The following is a 16,951-nucleotide window of genomic DNA, read 5'->3' as shown; positions in this document are numbered from 1 at the left end:
CCGTTCAGCGGCCCGACCCAGTGGATTACCGAAGTCCGGAGAGGAGCCATGGTGCAACCGGGCGACCAGCAGCCGAACATGCAAGAGATCATGAAGCAGGCGCAGGAGATGCAGCAGCAGCTCATGACTGCGCAGGAGGAGCTCGCCAAGACCGAGGTGACCGGCAGTGCCGGTGGCGGCCTGGTCACGGCGGTCGTGACGGGCGCGGGCGAGCTGCAGTCCATGTCGATCGACCCGAAGGCCGCCGATCCCACCGATACCGAAACCCTGTCGGACATGGTCGTCGCGGCGGTCCGGGATGCCAACCGAGCCGCGCAGGAGCTGCAGGCCGAGAAGATGGGGCCGGTCACCGGTGCGCTCGGTGGTGGGCAGGGCGGCCCGGACATGGGCGGTCTCGGCCTGCCCGGTCTGTGACGGGCGGGTTCACGTGTACGAAGGGCCTGTTCAGGACCTGATCGACGAGCTCGGTCGCCTACCGGGGGTCGGCCCGAAGAGTGCTCAGCGCATCGCCTTCCACCTGCTGGCTGCCGAGACCGCGGATGTCACCCGGCTGCAGGACGCGCTGCAGAAGGTCAAGGAAGGCGTGGTGTTCTGCGAGGTTTGCGGCAACGTCTCGGAGCAGGAGACGTGCCGGATCTGCCAGGACACCCGCCGTGACCCGAAGTTGGTGTGCGTGGTCGAGGAGCCGAAGGACGTGCTCGCCATCGAGCGCACCCGCGAGTTCCGGGGGCGCTATCACGTGCTCGGGGGTGCGCTGGATCCGCTTTCCGGCGTCGGGCCGGATCAGCTGCGCATTCGTGAGCTGGTGACCAGGATCGGTACGGACGGGATCACCGAGGTGATCATCGCCACGGACCCGAACACCGAAGGGGAGGCGACGGCGACGTACCTGGTGCGGCTGCTGCAGGACTTCCCCGATCTGAGTGTCACGCGACTGGCCTCGGGTCTGCCGATGGGAGGCGATCTCGAGTTCGCCGACGAGTTGACTCTGGGCCGCGCCCTGTCCGGTCGTCGTACGGCCTGATTTCACCGTGGTGAGCGCGTCGTTCTGGCAGTCACAGTGCCGGGATGGCGCGTTCACTCCGGCCGTGATCGCCGATCGGGTAGGGGCGGCACCGCCGAGGTTGGGCGGGGTTCGCCTGGTCGCCGTCGACGGTCCCTCGGGTTCGGGCAAGTCCACCCTTGCCGACGCGCTGGTGGCGGAACTGACCCGTCGCGGATCCGATGTCCGGCTGGTACGCACCGACGACTTCGCGACCTGGGACGAACCGGTGCAGTGGTGGCCGAAGCTCGTCGAGGGGGTACTCGACCCCCTGCGCAGGGGTGAGCGTGGGCGCTATCGGCGTGTGGAGTGGCCGCGAGGGGAACCGGTGCCGGGTGCGATGGTCGATGTCGACGTGCCGCAGGTGCTGGTCGTCGAAGGTGTGTCGGCGGCTCGTGCCTCGATCGCCGACCTGGTTTCGCAGGCGATCTGGGTGGAGTTCGCGGGGCAGCGACAGCGCCTGGAACGGGCCGTTGCTCGAGAGGGGGAGGACGCAAGGCCGCACTTGCGCCGGTGGCAGGAGCTCGAACGGGAGTGGTTCGACTCGGACGACACACGGGCTCGTGCCGATGTTGTCCTCGAGTACGGCCTTTTCGAGCAAAATCTTCGGCTGTAGGCAGTAATACGCGAATTTATCCGGATAAAGCAGCGGCCGATCCGGATGATCATGTAGTGGAATCGTAATCTTGAGGTCTCCACTCGAGCCGCATGACGGGTTACTCTCTGCGTCACTCTGAGATGTGCAACACACCGAGGTGCGTGATGAGAAGAGCCCGTCCGGCGGGGTACCGGTTACCGTATGTACGACGTCGTCTCGCGACCGCCGGAGTGGCGTGCATGCTCACGGCCTCGCTGGCGGCCTGCGTCGCCTCCGAGCGAGACAGCGCAGCAGGTGGGGAAGGCGGCACGCTGATCTTCGGCGCCGCAGGCGCGCCGGCTCTGTTCGACCCGTTCTACGCCTCCGACGGAGAGACCTTCCGGGTCACGCGCCAGATGATGGAGGGCCTGGTCGACTACAAGCCGGGCACCGCCGAGATCCAGCCGGAGCTCGCGACGAACTGGGACTCGTCGGAGGACGGCACGACCTGGACCTTCCAACTGCGCAAAGGCGTGCGGTTCCACGACGGGACCGCGTTCAACGCCGAGGCGGTCTGTGCGAACTTCGAGCGCTGGTACAACCAGACCGGTGCGGGCCGGAACTCGGCCCTGTCGTACTACTGGATCGAGACGTTCGGCGGATTCGCGGGCGACGACAAGCCCTCGCTGTACGAATCCTGCGAAACGACCGGCGAGTTCACCGCCGTGCTCAACCTGACCCGGCCGACCTCGAAGTTCCCGGACGCGCTGGGACTGGACTCGTTCAGCATGCAGTCGCCGACGGCGATGAAGAAGTACCGGGCCAACGACGTCAAGGCGCAGGGCACCAGCTTCGTGTACTCGGAGTACGCCAAGAAGCACCCGACCGGCACCGGCCCGTTCGAGTTCGTCTCCTATGACGAGGGCAACGGCACCATCACCCTCGCCCGCAACGAGGACTACTGGGGCGAGAAGGCGAAACTGAGCCGGTTGATCTTCAAGATCATTCCGGATGAGAACGTGCGCAAGCAGGAGCTGCTCGCCGGAAGCATCGACGGCTACGACTTCCCGAATCCCGCCGACCTGAAGTCCCTGCGCGAGGCGGGTTTCAACGTCCAGATCCGCGATCCCTTCAACATCATGTACCTGGGCATCACCCAGAAGAACAACCCGGCGCTGCAGGATCTGCGGGTACGCAAGGCGCTGGCCTATGCGGTCGACCGGAAGAACCTGGTTCAGGCGAACCTGCCCGAGGGGGCCGAGGTCGCCACCCAGTTCTATCCGGACACCGTCGACGGCTATGCCGAGGACGTGCAGAAGTACCCCTACGATCCACAGAAGGCCAAGCAACTGCTCGCCGAGGCGGGCCGGTCGGACCTGACTCTGGAGTTCTTCTGGCCGACCCAGGTCACGCGGCCGTACATGCCCGATCCGCGGGGCATTTTCAACGCTATCGCCGGGGATCTGCGAGCCGTGGGGATCACGGTGAAGCCGGTCAGCAAGCCCTGGAACGGTGGCTACCTGGACGACGTCAACAATGCTCGGGCAGATCTGTTCCTGCTGGGCTGGACCGGTGACTACAACTCGCCGGACAACTTCATCGGCACGTTCTTCGGCAATACCGAGAACCAGTTCTACACCGGAGCCTCGCCGTGGGGCGCGGAGCTGGCACGGCAACTGCAGGCCGCCGACCAGGAACCCGACGCGGCCGAACGCGAGGCGATGTATGCCGACATCAACCGCAAGCTGATGTCGCAGTACCTGCCCGCGGTGCCGCTGTCGCACTCGCCGCCTGCGATCGTGACCAGCAAGAAGGTCCAGGGCTTGGTGACCTCGCCGCTGACGGCCGAGGAGTTCGCCTCGGTCAGCATCGCGGAGTGAGGACCCGACTTGCTTCGCTATACGATCCGACGTCTGGGCCAGCTCGCGATCGTGCTGGCCGTGCTGTCGGTCCTGCTGTTCGCCTGGCTGCGTTCGCTGCCCGGTGGCCCGGTCTCGGCGTTGCTGGGAAACCGCGCAACGCCCGAGTCCCGTGCGCGGCTGGTGGAGCGGCTGGGGCTGGACGAGCCGCTGTACGTGCAGTACTGGAACTTCCTGCAACGGGCCGCTTCCGGGGATTTCGGAGTCTCCACCGGGGTCCAGCGCGGCACACCGGCTCTGCAGGTGTTCCTGCAACGGATGCCCGCGACGCTGGAGCTGTCGGCGCTGGCGCTGCTGCTGGCCGTCGTCGTCGGCATCCCACTCGGCTACCTCGCCGCGCGGCGGCGTGGCAGCTGGCTGGACAACATCAGCATCACCTGGTCGCTGGTGGGCGTGGCGGTCCCGGTGTTCTTCCTCGCGTTCCTGCTCAAGTACATCTTCGCCATCGAACTCGGCCTGCTCCCCGTCTCGGGACGCCAAGAGGCCGGGATCAACGCGACGGAGGTGACCGGGTTCTACATCCTCGACGGGATCCTGACCCGGGAGTGGGACGCGGCATGGGATGCCTTCCTGCATCTGATTCTTCCGGCGATCGCGCTGTCCACGATTCCCTTCGCCGTGATCTTCCGGATCACTCGCGCGGCCGTGCTCGATGTGGCCGAAGAGGACTATGTGCGCACCGCGCGGGCCAAGGGGCTCACGGCGATGGTCATTCGCGGACGGCACATCCTGCGGAACGCGATGCTGCCGGTGGTCACCACCATCGGCCTGCAGACCGGTGCCCTGTTGTCCGGAGCGGTGCTCACCGAGCAGGTGTTCAACATCGCGGGGCTGGGACAGGCCTTGTCGCTGGGCTTTCAGCGCCAGGACTTCGCGGTGCTGCAGGTGGTGATCATCGCGGCCGCGATGGTCTATGTGCTGGTCAACCTCATCGTCGACCTCGCCTATGCGGCGATCGACCCGAGACTGCGGACCCGGTGAGAGGTCGAGGATGGTCCCGAGTACCCAACGCAAGGAACGCATCGACGCGCTCTCGCAGACGAGCTCCGGCTCCGATGCCGGAGTCAGTCTCGCCGCGTCGGCGTGGCGGCGGCTGCGTCGTAATCCCGTATTCCTCGTCGGCGCATCGATCATCGGTGCCTTCGTCCTGCTGGCGCTGAGCTCGCCGCTGTTGGCGCAGCACGATCCGGCACTGCGGCTGCTGGAGGACCAGGTTTCGCGGGCGCAGAATGAGATCCCCCCACCGCAGCCGGATTTCCCGCTGGGCGGGGACCAGTACGGTCGGCCGCTCCTGTCCCGGCTGCTGCTGGGATCACAGCAGACGCTGCTGGTCGCGGTGCTGGCCACGGTGATCGGCCTGGGTGGCGGAATGACCCTGGGCATCCTGGCCGGGGCGTTCGGCGGCTGGGTCGACACGCTCGTGATGCGCGTGGTCGACGTGCTGCTGTCGGTGCCTTCGTTGCTGCTGGCGGTGTCCATCGGGGCGCTGTTCGTGCAGCAGTCGCAGTTCACCGTCATCCTCGCGGTGGCCATCGTGCAGGTTCCGATCTTCGGGCGGCTGCTGCGTGGCACCATGCTCGCCCAGCGAGCCAGTGACCACGTGCTGGCAGCGCGTGCGCTGGGGGTCAAGGAACGGTCGGTGGTCTTCCGGCACATGCTGCCCAACGCGTTGGGGCCGGTCATCGTGCAGTCCACCCTGGGGCTGGCGGTGGCGATCATCGACGCCGCCGCGTTGTCGTTCCTCGGTTTGGGGGCGGCCGACACCTCGGTACCGGAGTGGGGCCAGATGCTCGGCTCCGCACAGAACTTCTTCGACACGCATCCGCAACTGGCGTTCTGGCCCGCGGGCTGCATCATCCTGGTGGCTCTGGGATTCACGCTCGTCGGCGAGTCGCTGCGGGACGCACTCGACCCCAAGAACCGGCGGTGATGGCCGATGGCACTTCTGGAAGTCCGCGATCTGTCGGTGTCCTTCGCCCGCAAGGGCGAGCCGACGGTGCCCGCCGTGGACGGCATCTCCTTCGACGTTCAACCCGGCCGGACGGTGGGGCTGGTCGGTGAGTCCGGATGCGGCAAGTCCGTGACCTCACTGGCGATCATGGGGCTGCTGCCTGAGCGAGGGACCGAGGTGTCGGGGTCGATTCTGTTCGAGGGCACCGACCTGCTGGGGTTGTCGCAGCGCGATATCGAGCAGCGACGCGGCAGGGACCTGGGCATGGTGTTCCAGGACCCGCTGACCTCGCTGAATCCGGTGGTGCCCATCGGACTGCAGGTGTCGGAGGTGATCGAGCGACACCGGGGAATCCCGCGCCGCACGGCGATGCCGCAGGCGCGGGAACTGCTGGACCGGGTGGGCATCCCGGATCCGGACAGACGGTTGAAGGAGTACTCACACCAGCTCTCCGGGGGGATGCGCCAGCGAGCGCTCATCGCGATGGCGCTGGCGTGCAGGCCCCGGTTGCTCATCGCCGATGAGCCGACAACGGCGCTGGATGTGACCATCCAGGCGCAGATCCTCGATGTGTTGACCACGCTGGTCGCCGACACCGGCACCGCACTGATCATGATCACGCATGATCTGGGCGTTGTCGCCGGGATGTGTGATGAGGTCAACGTGCTGTACGCGGGGCGGGTGGTGGAACGCGCCGAGCGGCACGAGCTTTTTGCCGCACCGAAACACCCCTACACGGCAGGGCTGATGGCCTCGGTTCCCCGCCTGGATTCCCCGAACGGGCAGCGACTGTCCCCGATCAGCGGGTCGATCGAGGACAACATTCCCTGGGACCGGGGATGCGCCTTCTGCCCGCGCTGCTCGAATGCGCTGCGACTGTGCGGGCAGTCCGCGCCGGAGGCCGAACGCACGCCCGAGGGGAGGCTGCTGCGATGTCACAACCCGGTGGGCGAGGCGGTCCCGAGCGCGGTGGAGGAACCATGACGAGTGTGCACGGCACGGAGCCCGACGACCGGGTCCGGGACCATCGGGTTCGGGGCGAGCAAGTTCCGGACGAGCGAGTTCCGGGTGAGCACGTTTCCGACGATCGAATCCTGGTCGATGTGCGCGACCTCGAAGTGCACTTTCCGATCAAGCGCGGTGTCGTGTTCGACCGCACGGTCGGTTATGTATACGCGGTCGATGGTGTGTCCCTGCGGATTCATCGCGGCGAGACGTACGGACTCGTCGGTGAGTCCGGATGCGGAAAGTCCACTCTGGGCAGGGCTCTGCTCCGACTGGAGAAGCCCACCGCGGGCTCGATCGTCTTCGGTGGGACGGACCTGGCCGGGCTCAGGAGCGAACCGCTGCGGCGGATGCGCCGTCGGATGCAAATGGTCTTCCAGGACTCGCTGTCCTCGCTGGACCCGCGGCAGTCGGTCGAGTCGTTGCTGGTGGAGGGCCTGCGTGCGCACGGCCTGGACCACGGGCGGGAGGCGACCGGGACACGGCTGCGGGAGCTGCTCGCGGCGGTGGGACTGCCCGCCTCGGCGCTGCGCAAGTACCCGCACGAGTTCTCCGGCGGGCAGCGCCAGCGTGTCGGGATCGCGCGGGCGCTGGCGGTCGAGCCGGATCTGGTGGTGGCCGACGAGCCGGTGTCCGCGCTCGACGTCTCGGTGCAGGCTCAGGTGCTGAACCTGCTGGCGGATCTGCAGGACGAGCTCGGCCTGACCTACCTCGTGATCGCGCACGATCTCGCCGTGGTGCGCCACATCGCCGACCGGATCGGCGTGATGTATCTGGGCGGGCTGGTCGAGGAGACCGAGGCGGGTTCGCTCTACGCCGAACCCCTGCATCCCTACACGCGCGCGCTGCTGTCGGCGGTGCCGGTGCCCGAACCGGAGGTGGAGGACCGGCGCGAGCAGATCCTGCTGTCCGGGGACCTGCCGTCCCCTGCGGCACCCCCCGCGGGCTGCCGCTTCCACACCCGGTGCCCGTGGCGGCAGCCGCAGCGGTGCGACTCCGAGCGGCCGGAGTTGCGCGAGGTCGACCCCGGGCACCGGGTGGCCTGCCACTACGCCGAGGACATCCGCGACGGGCGTATCCGGCCTGTCGAAGACGAGTGAGCGGAACTTTCGTCCCCGCCATGTGGGTGAGAGTTCCGTTCACCTTCTGTCGTGCCGCTGGGTGCCGTGCCGCTGGATGTGCCGTTGCGTGTCGAAGTGCTGCCGAGCAGCACGCCGAGCACGACGGCGAAGCCGGCGGCGATCTCGATCGCGGCCGGCTGCTCGTGCAGCACCAGCCACGCTGCGGTGAACCCGACCACGGGCACCAGCAGAGAAAAGGGAGCGACCACACCTGCGGGATTGCGCCGCATCAGAGTCGTCCAGATTCCGGCGGCCAGAACCGTGGCGATCAGCACGATGTAGGCGAGGCCGGCGAGTGCGCTCCGGCCCTGTGCCGACGTGAAGGCACCGGCCAGGGCTCGCAAGCCGGTCGATGGTCCTTCCAGCAGCACGGACAGCGTGCACAGCGGAAGCGGCGGCACGATGGACATCCACAGCGTCAGGTGCAGCGGATTCGGCGGTTTCGCCCTGCGATTGCACAGGTTCCCGAAGGCCCAGCCCAGCGCACCGCACAGCGTCAGCAGGACGGGCAGCAGCGCTGCGGTCTGTGACCGGTACCAACCGATCACGACCATGCCGGCCACCGCCATACCGATCCCGCACGCCTGGACCGGTGTGATCCGTTCACGAAGCAGCATCCCACCGAGCAGCACCGTAAACGGGGCCGAGGCCTGCAGCACCAGGGAGGCGAGCCCGGTCGGCATGCCCACGTCGATGGCCACGAACAGGAACGCGAACTGCAGCGTGCCGAAGCCGAGGCCGTAGCCGATCAGCCACTTCCACTCCACTCGCGGCCACGGCACGAACAGCACCGCGGGCACGGCGATCACGGCGTAGCGCAGCGCGCTGAGGAACAGCGGCGGGAAGTGCCGGAGGGCGTAATCGATGGCGATGAAGTTGACCCCCCACATGGCGGCAACCGACACGGCGAGCAGGCGATCGCGGGTATTCACGTGCCCAAGCCTGCGTGCACCTTTTGTGAAGGACAATCGAAGATTTTTTCAGCAACGTTGTAGTATTCCTTTATGGATGTTCATCGCCTGCGCGTCCTCCGGGAGCTGGCCGATCGGGGAACGATCACTGCTGTGGCCAAGGCGCTGTCCTACACGTCCTCGGCCGTGTCCCAGCAGCTTCGCGCCTTGCAGGCCGAGGTGGGGGTGGCACTGACCGAACCGGCCGGGCGGGGAGTACGGCTCACCGATGCCGGGCTGATGCTGGCGAACCGCGCTGACGAGGTCCTCGGGGCGCTCGACCGTGTGGAAGCCGAGTTGGACAGTTACCGCTCGACTCCCCGGGGCAACGTACGGGTGGCCCTGTTCCCGTCCGGTGCGCTGCTGTTGCTTCCCCGGTTGCTGCGGCGGTTATCGGATCGGAACTTGGTGCGGGTCGAGTACCGCGATGTCGACATGACTCCCTCGGAGGTGCCCGGACTGACCGCCGACTTCGATATCGTGGTGACTCACCGGGACGACCACGCACCACCGTTCGACCCGGACCGGGTGGACAGTCGGACACTGCTGCGCGAGCCGCTGGATGTCGCACTGCCCGGCGGCCATCCCCTGGCCGAGCAGGATCCGGTGGACCTGGCCGAGCTCGCAGGGGAGCGGTGGATCAGCCCCGATGTCGGATTTCCGGTCGACGACGTGCTGCGCTCCCTGGCTGTGCGTACCGGGGTGCGTCCGACGGTGGTGCAGCGCATCAACGATTTCCGGATCACCGAGTCCCTGGTGGCACACGGTTACGGCATAGCGCTGCTCCCGAGATACACCGTGAATACCCCGGGCGTGGTGTTGCGGCCGCTTGCGGGTGTTCTGGCGGGGCGCCATGTCGAGGCCGTCACCCGTCGAGGGAGCGCCGAGCGGCCCGCGGTCCGGGTGGTGCTCGATGCGCTGCTGGCCGAGGCCGACGCGGTGGCGCGGTGACGCCGTCGCTCGATGACTGGTGATTCGGCGACTCGGCGACGATTTTTCAGCGCGGGGACTCGAAATGTGCGGTGGCCTTGCCCAGTAGCTCGACGATGTCGTCGGCCTCGCCCGGTTCGAAAACCGGCGTACCTCCTGCGGCCGCATCACCGGATTCGGTCGGGATCCTCGGGTCGTCCTCGGTCGCCTGCCGGAGAGGCCGGTCGGTTCCTGCTTTCGCATGGGCGTGCTTCGACCACAGGGTCACGTCATCACTTCCGTTCGACCTCGGCGATTGATTGCGTGCGAACCGGCTTTACTGAACCGCTTCCGGGAGGAGGCAGCAACCGCTGTCGACCGAACGAGTGGTGGTCGAATCGGCTTGTCCGGGACACCTTCTGCGAGAGAATGGCCGCGACGAACTTCCGTGAGGAGACCTACGATGGCACCGATCCTGGTCACCGGCGCGACGGGTTCGCTCGGTCGTGCCGTGGTCCGGCAATTGCTCGCCACCGGCTCCGATGTCCGCGCGCTCAGCCGCCGCGCCCAATCCGCATCGGAGTCGGTCGAGTGGGTCACGGCCGACCTGTCCGAACCGGACGGTTTGGAAGAGGCCGTGCGCGGGACGACGGCGATCATTCACTGCGCGAGCAATCCACTCTCGAAGAGCGATGACATCGAGGCCACACTCAATCTGATCGAAGCCGCGCGCCGTGCCGGGACACCGCATCTGGTCTACATCTCGATCGTCGGCGTGGACCGGGTGCCACTCGGCTACTACCGCACCAAGCGAACCGTCGAGCGCATCATCGAGAATGCGGACATCCCGTCCACGATCCTGCGTGCCACCCAGTTCCACGACCTCATCCTGATGATGGCGCGAAATCTGGTGCGATTGCCCGTGATGGCCGTGCCCGCCGAGACCGATTTCCAACCCGTCGACGTCGAGGACGTCGCCGAGCGTCTCGTCCGGTTCGCGCTCGGGGCTCCGGCCGGGCGCGCGCCGGACCTGGGAGGACCGCAGGTGCGGGCGATGACCGATCTCGCGCGCCTGTATCTGCGCGCGAGCGGAAAGCAGCGCCGGGTGGTCCCGATCCGGGTACCGGGAAAGGTGTTTCGCGGCTACCGAGAGGGCGGCCACCTCGCACCCGATCACGCGGACGGAGAGGTCACCTTCGAAAGGTTCCTGGCAGAGCGCTTCGGCCGCTCGCGCGAGGACGGGTGAGGCACGTCGGAGAGCCTCAGAGGTCGAACGTGCCTGCCTTGACGTGGGCGAGGAAGGCGCTCCAGCGTGCCGCGTCGACGGTGACGTGCCCGGCGGCGCGGTTCTTCGTGTCCCGTACACCGACGGCCTGCGGTGTGAGCGCGACCTCGACGCAGTTGCCACTGCCCTGACTGCGACCGGGCTTGCGCCAGATTGTGCGGCTCTGCATTTACAGCTCCTTCGCTTGGTTTTGTATCGTGCGTAGCGAGTCATGTGGATCCAACGCATGTGCGCGTAGATGTTCCATCACTCTGGTGTATTGCCCGATCTCGTTTGCCTCTTCGAGGTAGTGCCCACCGACTTGGGACTCCAGATAGACCACGTCGTGATGGGAATGTTCCGGGAAGCTCAGGACCACGAATGGCCCCATCGCAGGGTGGCCGCCTGCTTCCAGAGGCATCACCTGCACGGTGACGTTGGGCAAGTCGCTCAAAGCCAGGACATGCTGGAGTTGTTCACGGAGGATCTCGTGGCCGCCGACCGGGCGCCGGATGGCGGCCTCTCCCATGACCGCCCAGAGTTCCATCGGTGATTCGTCGGTGAGGCGGTGCTGGCGTTGCAGGCGGAGCTGTACGCGTTTTTCGATATCCGCGCTACTGGCCGTCAGCACCGTTGCCTGGGTGGTTGCGCGAGCGTAGGACTCGGTTTGCAGTAGGCCGGGCATGATCTCTACTTCGTAGGTGCGGATGCTGTCCGCCTCGGCTTCCAAACCGACATAGGTTTCGAACCAGTCGGGGAGGGCGTCGCCGTAGCTTTGCCACCACCCCTTCTTACCGGCGTCTTTGGCCAGTTGGACCAGCCGCTCCTGCTCGTGGGCATCAGCGCCGTAGACCGAGCACAGTGCGATGACGTCGGCGGCCTTGGCGCGTTGAAAGCAGCTTTCGATGCGACTGATCTTGCTATGTGCGCAATCCAGCAGCGCGGCTGCATCGGTGATCGACAGGTTGGCTGCCGCACGCAGTCTGCACAGTTCGGCGGCCAGGATGCGGCGGCGCACAGTCGGGCTGAAGGCCATATACCCAGTCTGACTGGTCACGTAAAGTAACTAAGCGCGATCACTCGAACGGCATATCGACAAAACGCACGGTGCGAATTTAAGTTGTGCATGTTGATCTATTGCTTGTCCGGAAGGAGTGGTTGCGATGTTGTCGGAGGGTTTGCAGTGGGAGGGTCCGGTGGTGTGGTGGCAGCCGGTGGTCGGGCAGCGGCATGCGTTGTCGCCGGAGGTGCGGCCGAAACCTGGTCAGGAGCGGGACACGGGGTGCGGGCAGAGCGTCACGCTGATTGATCCGTCCGATGTGGACTGGTTGATGCCGACCTGTGACGACTGCGTGGCCCGGGCGGTCGAGCTCGGTGAGCAGCGTCGGCAGCGGTCGTCTCAGCAGGCACCGTCGTGGGAGAGCCCGGCGCAGGCGGCGGTGCGTCGGTTGCGGGGGCTGCAGTGATGGGCCCGGTCGTGGTGAGTCCGGCGGTGGTGCTGCTGGAGGATCCGGCCGGAGTGTGGTCGGTGATGGCGCTGGTGGCGGCGATCGCGCTGGGGGCCAGTGTGCTGCCGCTGCGCGGCGGCCACGGTCAGCATGCGCACGCGGGAGTGGGGGCGCTCGATGTCTGGCAACTCTGCGACTCGGCCATCGTGCCGACCCGTGAGCGGGTGCCGGGAGGTTGGTCTATTTCGCGAGAAATTGACCAACCCGATCCCGAGCCCGAGCAGCCACGGGACTCGGGCGAGCCGCGTGGCCCGAGCCTGTTGGAGCGTGGGCTGGCCGAATTGTGGGAGCCCGCCCCGGAACAGGAGTATGTCGGCAGACACCGACTGGCCGAGCCCTTCGATGTGGACGTCTTCCTCACGCCACTACGCCTCGAATTCGGTGCCGCACGGCCTCGCGGGTACCCGTGCGCGGTCGCGGCATGAAGCTCTGCGAAGGCACGAGCACGGGTTCCGGCTCCGGTCACCGGGCAGGTAGGACGATGGCTCGCGCCGCCTGTCCTACCCGATCCGGGCTTACCGGGTCAGCGACCTTGATCTTCGTCGGGAAGTGCGCCGAGCACAGGCGGTGCGACGCGGTTCATGTCATTGGTGAACACGTCCTCGGATTCCACCAGCCAGGTCGGACGCTCGTGCTCCTCGTCCTCGCTGCCCTGGCCCTGCTGGCCTCCGCCCATCGAGCCACTCCGCATCATGCCGCCCCGGCCGCTTCCGGACCCGCTCGCGGCTGTGCCGACGGATGACGAGCCACCGGCCGGGCCGAACCCGCCGCTGCCGGAGCGGCCACCCGCTGCCGGCGGGCTGCCGGAACCACGTGGTCCGAAACCCCCACCGGCGCGGCCACCACCGAGGGCACTGCCACCGGCCGCGCCGGGTGGGCCCTTCGGTGCGGGGGCCCACCGACCGTTGTAGGGGTTCTGGCGCTGCCAGGTGCCGTCCGGATCCTGCCGGTACAGCGTGCCATCGGGGCCGCGTACCGCTCCCGGCGGTGTCGACTGGTTCGGCCCCGAGGCCCAGCCGAACCGGTACCTGCCGGAGCCTGTGACGACGGCGCGGCGGGCGCGGAGGCGGGCGGGATAGCACCGCCGCCCGCAGCGGCGGTACCGGGCGCCCACGCCGAGGAGGACGACGCCGGGACAGCAGCGCCACTGCCCATGGTCGGTGTCCGGCTGTAGTGCGCGCTCGACAGCCCGCTGTTGCCCGCATTGCCGCCACCGGACGACGCCCCGGACGGATACTGTTGTTCCGAGGCCGGTGACCGGAATTGCGGCAGTTGTCCCACCAGGGCGTCGGTCTTGCCCTGGTACTGCTGCATCACCTGCTCGGCGTGCTCGTTGGTGGCCTGGAAACGCTCCTGGCGCTCCTCGTAGTGGCTGGTCCAGCCGAATCCCGGAATATTGTCGAGGCCGTGTTCCTCCGACCAGTTCTTCTCGGGCGGGTCGAGCTGTGCCGGGCGACCTCGGCGGCCCGGCCCTTGTGCGCGGCCTCGGCCTTGCCGATGGCTTTCTCGATCCTGCCCCCGATCTCACCGAGGACCTTGGCGGCGTTGTTCCACTGTTCGGCACCGGTGCTCGACGGAGGCGGCGGCAGCTCGGTGGCATCGACACTGCCTGCCATGGCCTGGCGATACATTCTCGCGCCACTCGCATAGCACAGCTCGGTCATCACCAACCCCCATCGTCACTTCGCCGGCGGCAACGTCGGCACGACCGCCTCCAGTACCTTGCGAGCCGCCACGCACGGGTCCTTCTTGCCGACCTCGGCGGTCGACACGGAAACCTGGCTCGCGATCATCTGGTCGCTTCGGGTGGCCAGGTAGATGTCGCAGCTTCCGCTTTTCATCGGATCGGCCTGATTCGCCCGCACTGCCGGGTGACCGGCGATGGTCAGCTTCTGGAAGTCGGACCAGGTCGACGGGTTCGCGTAGTAGTCGGCAATGCGGCGATCCAGGACTCTCATGGTGACGCCCGTAGCGGAATTTTCCGGTGATTCCCATTCGCAAACCGGCGGTGCATCGGAATTGAGCATGTTTTCCCGCTTCTGGCCTTGAGCCTGGTAGCCGAGCGAGGTGGCTACTTCGGAGGGCAGGAGGCTGCAGAGCGGGACGGCGGAGGCGTTTTTCGGCTTGGCGATCGATAGGCCGGAGGATGCCTGTGACGTCCGGCTGGATGGTGCCGGTTGGTTGTCCGGTTCGGTTCCGGAACCGCCGGAACAGGCGGTCAGTGTTCCGAGCAGCAACGTGCCGGTGGCGGTCACCGTCGCACGAGTCGACGTACGCACTCTGTTCCTCCTGGGGTCCGCCGGACCTTATGAGCGGGCATCGCCCGGCAGCCGGTTCGGCAAGGCCGCACCGGCGCGTTGCTGGTACTCGGCGATCGTCGACTCGTAGGCCGCGATCTTCTCGGTGAGCCGGTCGCGCAGGTTCCTGGCTGCCATCGTCAGCGAGCCGTCCTCGCCGACGGCCTTGGCCTCGATCTTCTCGCGGGCGAGCTGGGTGGTCCGGTCGTTGGCGACCAGCTCACCGGGCTTGATCCCGGCACTGGCGCTCGTGCCAGTGCGCCGACCCTGTCCCGCTCGTTGAGCTCCGCCACGGCGGCGCGCAAGGCCGGGATGTCCACCTCGAAGCCGTCACGCGGCTGTGTCATCGATCCGCCGCCCCTCCCCAGGAACCGTGCTCGAGGCGCATCCTGCCGGATCGATCTTCACTCTGTCAGCCAAACCCTCGAATCGCTCGTGTGGTGGCGGACACGGCGGGAGAGGTGGCACCGGGGAGTGTGCAGTTTCGCGCGGATCGATAAAAATGCAGTTTCGCGCGAAACTGCACAAACCTCACCCGAATGGGTAGCGCCTGGATGGGGGAAGCAGGAGGAGCCGCTTCGGGTCAGCGGTGGGCGCGGTTGACGGCCGAGACCACGGCACGCAGTGAGGCCGTGACCGTCGAGGTGTCGATCCCGGCACCCCACAGCACGTCCGTGCCGGACGACGGGCTGCCATCCACGGCGCACTCCAGGTAGGCGGCGGCGCGAGCGTCGTCACCGGCCGTCATCGCGTGCTCGTTGTAGTCCATGATCCGGACCTGGTAGCCGACGGTGCTCAGCGCATCGACGAACGCGGCGATGGGGCCGTTGCCGGTACCGCTGATCTCGTGCTGAGTGCCGTCCACGACGACCGTCGCCTCGATCGACTCGTTGCCCGCCTCACCGGTCAGCCGCTGCCGCAGCAGCTCCACCGGAGTCCTGACTTCGAGGTACTCCTCGGAGAACACGTTCCACATTTCCCCGGGGTCGACCTCGCCGCCATCGGAGTCAGTGCGCTCCTGCACCAGCTTGGACAGCTCGATCTGCAGCTTGCGTGGCAGGTCGAGCTGGTGCTCGGCCTTCATCACGTAGGCCACACCGCCCTTTCCGGACTGCGAGTTCACCCGGATGACGGCTTCGTAGGTGCGTCCGACGTCCTTCGGATCGATCGGCAGGTACGGCACCTCCCACGGGTGCTCGTCCACATCGGCTCCGGCACGCTCCGCGTCGCGCCGGTGCGCCTCCAGGCCCTTGTTGATCGCGTCCTGGTGGCTGCCGGAGAAAGCGGTGTAGACGAGTTCGCCGCCCCACGGTTGCCGCTCGGGCACCGGCAGCTGGTTGCAGTGCTCGACGGTGCGCTTGATGTAGTCGATGTCGGAGAAGTCGATCTGCGGATCCACACCCTGGCTGAACATGTTCATGCCCAGCGCCACCAGATCGACGTTGCCGGTGCGCTCACCGTTGCCGAACAGGCAACCCTCGATGCGGTCGGCACCGGCCTGGTATCCGAGCTCGGCGGCGGCGATGCCGGTGCCGCGGTCGTTGTGCGGGTGCAGCGACAGGATCACCGAGTCGCGGCGAGCCAGGTTCCGGTGCATCCACTCGATCGAGTCGGCGTAGACATTGGGGGTGGCCATCTCGACGGTGGCGGGCAGGTTCAGGATGACCGGCCGCTCGGGTGTGGGCTGCCAGATCTCGGTGACGGCGTCGCACACCTCGACCGCGTAGGACAGTTCGGTACCGGTGTAGGACTCGGGCGAGTACTGGAACCGGAAGTCGGTGTCGGGATACTTCGCCGCGTACTCCAGGGCCAGCTCCGCGCCCTGGGTGGCGATCTTCTTGATGCCCTCGCGCTCCTCACCGAACACCACGCGACGCTGCAGGATCGACGTGGAGTTGTAGATGTGCACGATGGCCTTGCTCGCGCCTTCCAGGGAGGCGAAGGTGCGCTCGATCAGTTCGGGGCGGCACGGTGTGAGCACCTGGATGCGTACGTCATCGGGGACTGCGCCGTCCTCGATGATCTCGCGGACGAAGTCGTAGTCGGTTTGGCTGGCGGCCGGGAAACCGACTTCGATCTCCTTGAATCCCATGGTCACCAGCAGGTCGAACATGCGGCGCTTGCGGGCGGGCGACATCGGATCGATCAGCGCCTGGTTGCCGTCGCGCAGATCGACTGCCGACCACAGTGGTGCGCGGGTGATCCGCTGATCGGGCCAGGTCCGGTCGGGCAGCGAGACGTTCTCGACCAGCTCGTGGAACGGGCGGTAGCGGTGGCAGGGCATCGAGCTGCCCTGCTGCGGGTTCCAGGGCTGCTGGTCGTCGGGGGCGGGCCGTGCAGGCGTGCTGATATTGCCGGTGAACGGCGCCTGTGGATCGAAGGAGGTGGTCATGCGGATCGAAGCTCCT

21 protein-coding genes are annotated in these 16,951 nt (G+C 67.1%); 13 read left to right on the top strand and 8 right to left on the bottom strand.

The annotated features are described in order from the left end of the window. Window positions 1-48: 48 nt before the first annotated feature. From JOF55_RS09830 to JOF55_RS09795, 8 genes are all read left to right on the top strand, one after another. Entirely contained in the window at window positions 49-414 is a 366-nt protein-coding gene (locus JOF55_RS09830; protein WP_310272772.1) for a YbaB/EbfC family nucleoid-associated protein, read from the top strand. 13 nt (window positions 415-427) lie between these two features. Beyond that, a complete protein-coding gene (gene recR, locus JOF55_RS09825; RefSeq protein WP_310272769.1) occupies window positions 428-1,024 on the top strand; it encodes a recombination mediator RecR in 597 nt (198 codons plus the stop codon). 10 nt (window positions 1,025-1,034) lie between these two features. After that, window positions 1,035-1,658, top strand: coding sequence for a uridine kinase family protein (locus JOF55_RS09820; protein WP_310272767.1), 624 nt, complete (start codon window positions 1,035-1,037; stop codon window positions 1,656-1,658). 221 nt (window positions 1,659-1,879) lie between these two features. After that, window positions 1,880-3,499, top strand: coding sequence for an ABC transporter substrate-binding protein (locus tag JOF55_RS09815; protein WP_310272765.1), 1,620 nt, complete (start codon window positions 1,880-1,882; stop codon window positions 3,497-3,499). A 9-nt stretch (window positions 3,500-3,508) separates the two neighbouring features. Beyond that, window positions 3,509-4,519, top strand: coding sequence for an ABC transporter permease (locus JOF55_RS09810; protein WP_310272763.1), 1,011 nt, complete (start codon window positions 3,509-3,511; stop codon window positions 4,517-4,519). A 10-nt stretch (window positions 4,520-4,529) separates the two neighbouring features. Further along, the gene (locus JOF55_RS09805; protein WP_310272761.1) at window positions 4,530-5,468 is read left to right on the top strand and encodes an ABC transporter permease; all 939 of its coding nucleotides are present in this window, start codon (window positions 4,530-4,532) and stop codon (window positions 5,466-5,468) included. A 6-nt stretch (window positions 5,469-5,474) separates the two neighbouring features. Then, window positions 5,475-6,473 (top strand): ABC transporter ATP-binding protein, encoded by a 999-nt coding sequence (locus tag JOF55_RS09800; RefSeq protein ID WP_310272759.1) that lies wholly within the window; start codon window positions 5,475-5,477, stop codon window positions 6,471-6,473. A 107-nt stretch (window positions 6,474-6,580) separates the two neighbouring features. Further along, window positions 6,581-7,594: an ABC transporter ATP-binding protein gene (locus tag JOF55_RS09795; RefSeq protein ID WP_374727436.1), complete on the top strand. Its 1,014-nt coding sequence runs from the start codon at window positions 6,581-6,583 to the stop codon at window positions 7,592-7,594. Here the strand turns inward: JOF55_RS09795 and JOF55_RS09790 are convergent. Next, the gene (locus tag JOF55_RS09790; protein ID WP_310272755.1) at window positions 7,543-8,547 is read right to left on the bottom strand and encodes an EamA family transporter; all 1,005 of its coding nucleotides are present in this window, start codon (window positions 8,545-8,547) and stop codon (window positions 7,543-7,545) included. The genes JOF55_RS09795 and JOF55_RS09790 overlap by 52 nt on opposite strands. Before the next feature lie 72 nt (window positions 8,548-8,619). Here JOF55_RS09790 and JOF55_RS09785 point away from each other — a divergent pair, with 72 nt between their 5' ends. Then, window positions 8,620-9,516 carry a LysR family transcriptional regulator gene (locus JOF55_RS09785; protein WP_310272752.1) on the top strand — a complete coding sequence of 299 codons (897 nt, stop codon included), beginning with the start codon at window positions 8,620-8,622 and terminating at the stop codon, window positions 9,514-9,516. A 46-nt stretch (window positions 9,517-9,562) separates the two neighbouring features. Here JOF55_RS09785 and JOF55_RS09780 read toward each other — a convergent pair whose 3' ends face one another. Then, window positions 9,563-9,763 (bottom strand): hypothetical protein, encoded by a 201-nt coding sequence (locus JOF55_RS09780; RefSeq protein WP_310272750.1) that lies wholly within the window; start codon window positions 9,761-9,763, stop codon window positions 9,563-9,565. 174 nt (window positions 9,764-9,937) lie between these two features. Between JOF55_RS09780 and JOF55_RS09775 the strand changes: the two genes are divergently transcribed. Continuing rightward, complete coding sequence (locus JOF55_RS09775; protein ID WP_310272748.1) at window positions 9,938-10,720, top strand: SDR family oxidoreductase; 783 nt, start codon at window positions 9,938-9,940, stop codon at window positions 10,718-10,720. Window positions 10,721-10,736: 16 nt separating this feature from the next. On the opposite strand, the gene JOF55_RS09770 is transcribed toward JOF55_RS09775, so the two are convergent. Continuing rightward, window positions 10,737-10,928 (bottom strand): DUF397 domain-containing protein, encoded by a 192-nt coding sequence (locus JOF55_RS09770; protein WP_310272746.1) that lies wholly within the window; start codon window positions 10,926-10,928, stop codon window positions 10,737-10,739. Further along, a complete protein-coding gene (locus JOF55_RS09765; RefSeq protein WP_310272744.1) occupies window positions 10,929-11,774 on the bottom strand; it encodes a helix-turn-helix domain-containing protein in 846 nt (281 codons plus the stop codon). A gap of 127 nt (window positions 11,775-11,901) precedes the next feature. Here JOF55_RS09765 and JOF55_RS09760 point away from each other — a divergent pair, with 127 nt between their 5' ends. Then, the gene (locus JOF55_RS09760) at window positions 11,902-12,204 is read left to right on the top strand and encodes an HC3 family zinc finger protein (RefSeq protein ID WP_310272742.1); all 303 of its coding nucleotides are present in this window, start codon (window positions 11,902-11,904) and stop codon (window positions 12,202-12,204) included. Next, window positions 12,204-12,671: a hypothetical protein gene (locus JOF55_RS09755; protein ID WP_310272740.1), complete on the top strand. Its 468-nt coding sequence runs from the start codon at window positions 12,204-12,206 to the stop codon at window positions 12,669-12,671. The genes JOF55_RS09760 and JOF55_RS09755 overlap by 1 nt, the downstream gene beginning before the upstream one ends. Before the next feature lie 98 nt (window positions 12,672-12,769). Here JOF55_RS09755 and JOF55_RS09750 read toward each other — a convergent pair whose 3' ends face one another. Further along, window positions 12,770-13,360, bottom strand: coding sequence for a hypothetical protein (locus tag JOF55_RS09750; RefSeq protein WP_310272738.1), 591 nt, complete (start codon window positions 13,358-13,360; stop codon window positions 12,770-12,772). A gap of 149 nt (window positions 13,361-13,509) precedes the next feature. Here JOF55_RS09750 and JOF55_RS09745 point away from each other — a divergent pair, with 149 nt between their 5' ends. Further along, window positions 13,510-13,896, top strand: a complete 387-nt coding sequence (locus JOF55_RS09745; RefSeq protein ID WP_310272736.1) for a hypothetical protein — start codon at window positions 13,510-13,512, stop codon at window positions 13,894-13,896. A gap of 29 nt (window positions 13,897-13,925) precedes the next feature. Here JOF55_RS09745 and JOF55_RS09740 read toward each other — a convergent pair whose 3' ends face one another. From JOF55_RS09740 to leuA, 3 genes are all read right to left on the bottom strand, one after another. Further along, the gene (locus tag JOF55_RS09740) at window positions 13,926-14,525 is read right to left on the bottom strand and encodes a DUF3558 domain-containing protein (protein WP_310272734.1); all 600 of its coding nucleotides are present in this window, start codon (window positions 14,523-14,525) and stop codon (window positions 13,926-13,928) included. Window positions 14,526-14,552: 27 nt separating this feature from the next. Continuing rightward, entirely contained in the window at window positions 14,553-14,681 is a 129-nt protein-coding gene (locus JOF55_RS09735) for a hypothetical protein (protein ID WP_310272732.1), read from the bottom strand. A 445-nt stretch (window positions 14,682-15,126) separates the two neighbouring features. Next, a complete protein-coding gene (leuA, locus tag JOF55_RS09730) occupies window positions 15,127-16,935 on the bottom strand; it encodes a 2-isopropylmalate synthase (RefSeq protein WP_310272730.1) in 1,809 nt (602 codons plus the stop codon). Window positions 16,936-16,951 lie beyond the last annotated feature (16 nt).

It is taken from the genome of Haloactinomyces albus, from assembly GCF_031458135.1.
Classification (GTDB): domain Bacteria; phylum Actinomycetota; class Actinomycetes; order Mycobacteriales; family Pseudonocardiaceae; genus Haloactinomyces; species Haloactinomyces albus.
The sequence above is the reverse complement of the archived record's forward strand: the minus strand, read 5'-3'. Positions and strand labels throughout refer to the sequence as shown.

Coding starts and splice junctions, on each gene's coding strand:
- JOF55_RS09830 (WP_310272772.1), top strand. CDS start 49: ATGGTGCAACCGGGCGACCAGCAGCCGAACATGCAAGAGATCATGAAG.
- JOF55_RS09815 (WP_310272765.1), top strand. CDS start 1,880: ATGCTCACGGCCTCGCTGGCGGCCTGCGTCGCCTCCGAGCGAGACAGC.
- JOF55_RS09805 (WP_310272761.1), top strand. CDS start 4,530: ATGGTCCCGAGTACCCAACGCAAGGAACGCATCGACGCGCTCTCGCAG.
- JOF55_RS09800 (WP_310272759.1), top strand. CDS start 5,475: ATGGCACTTCTGGAAGTCCGCGATCTGTCGGTGTCCTTCGCCCGCAAG.
- JOF55_RS09785 (WP_310272752.1), top strand. CDS start 8,620: ATGGATGTTCATCGCCTGCGCGTCCTCCGGGAGCTGGCCGATCGGGGA.
- JOF55_RS09775 (WP_310272748.1), top strand. CDS start 9,938: ATGGCACCGATCCTGGTCACCGGCGCGACGGGTTCGCTCGGTCGTGCC.
- JOF55_RS09770 (WP_310272746.1), bottom strand. CDS start 10,928: ATGCAGAGCCGCACAATCTGGCGCAAGCCCGGTCGCAGTCAGGGCAGT.
- JOF55_RS09765 (WP_310272744.1), bottom strand. CDS start 11,774: ATGGCCTTCAGCCCGACTGTGCGCCGCCGCATCCTGGCCGCCGAACTG.
- JOF55_RS09760 (WP_310272742.1), top strand. CDS start 11,902: ATGTTGTCGGAGGGTTTGCAGTGGGAGGGTCCGGTGGTGTGGTGGCAG.
- JOF55_RS09755 (WP_310272740.1), top strand. CDS start 12,204: ATGGGCCCGGTCGTGGTGAGTCCGGCGGTGGTGCTGCTGGAGGATCCG.
- JOF55_RS09735 (WP_310272732.1), bottom strand. CDS start 14,681: ATGGCAGCCAGGAACCTGCGCGACCGGCTCACCGAGAAGATCGCGGCC.
- leuA (WP_310272730.1), bottom strand. CDS start 16,935: ATGACCACCTCCTTCGATCCACAGGCGCCGTTCACCGGCAATATCAGC.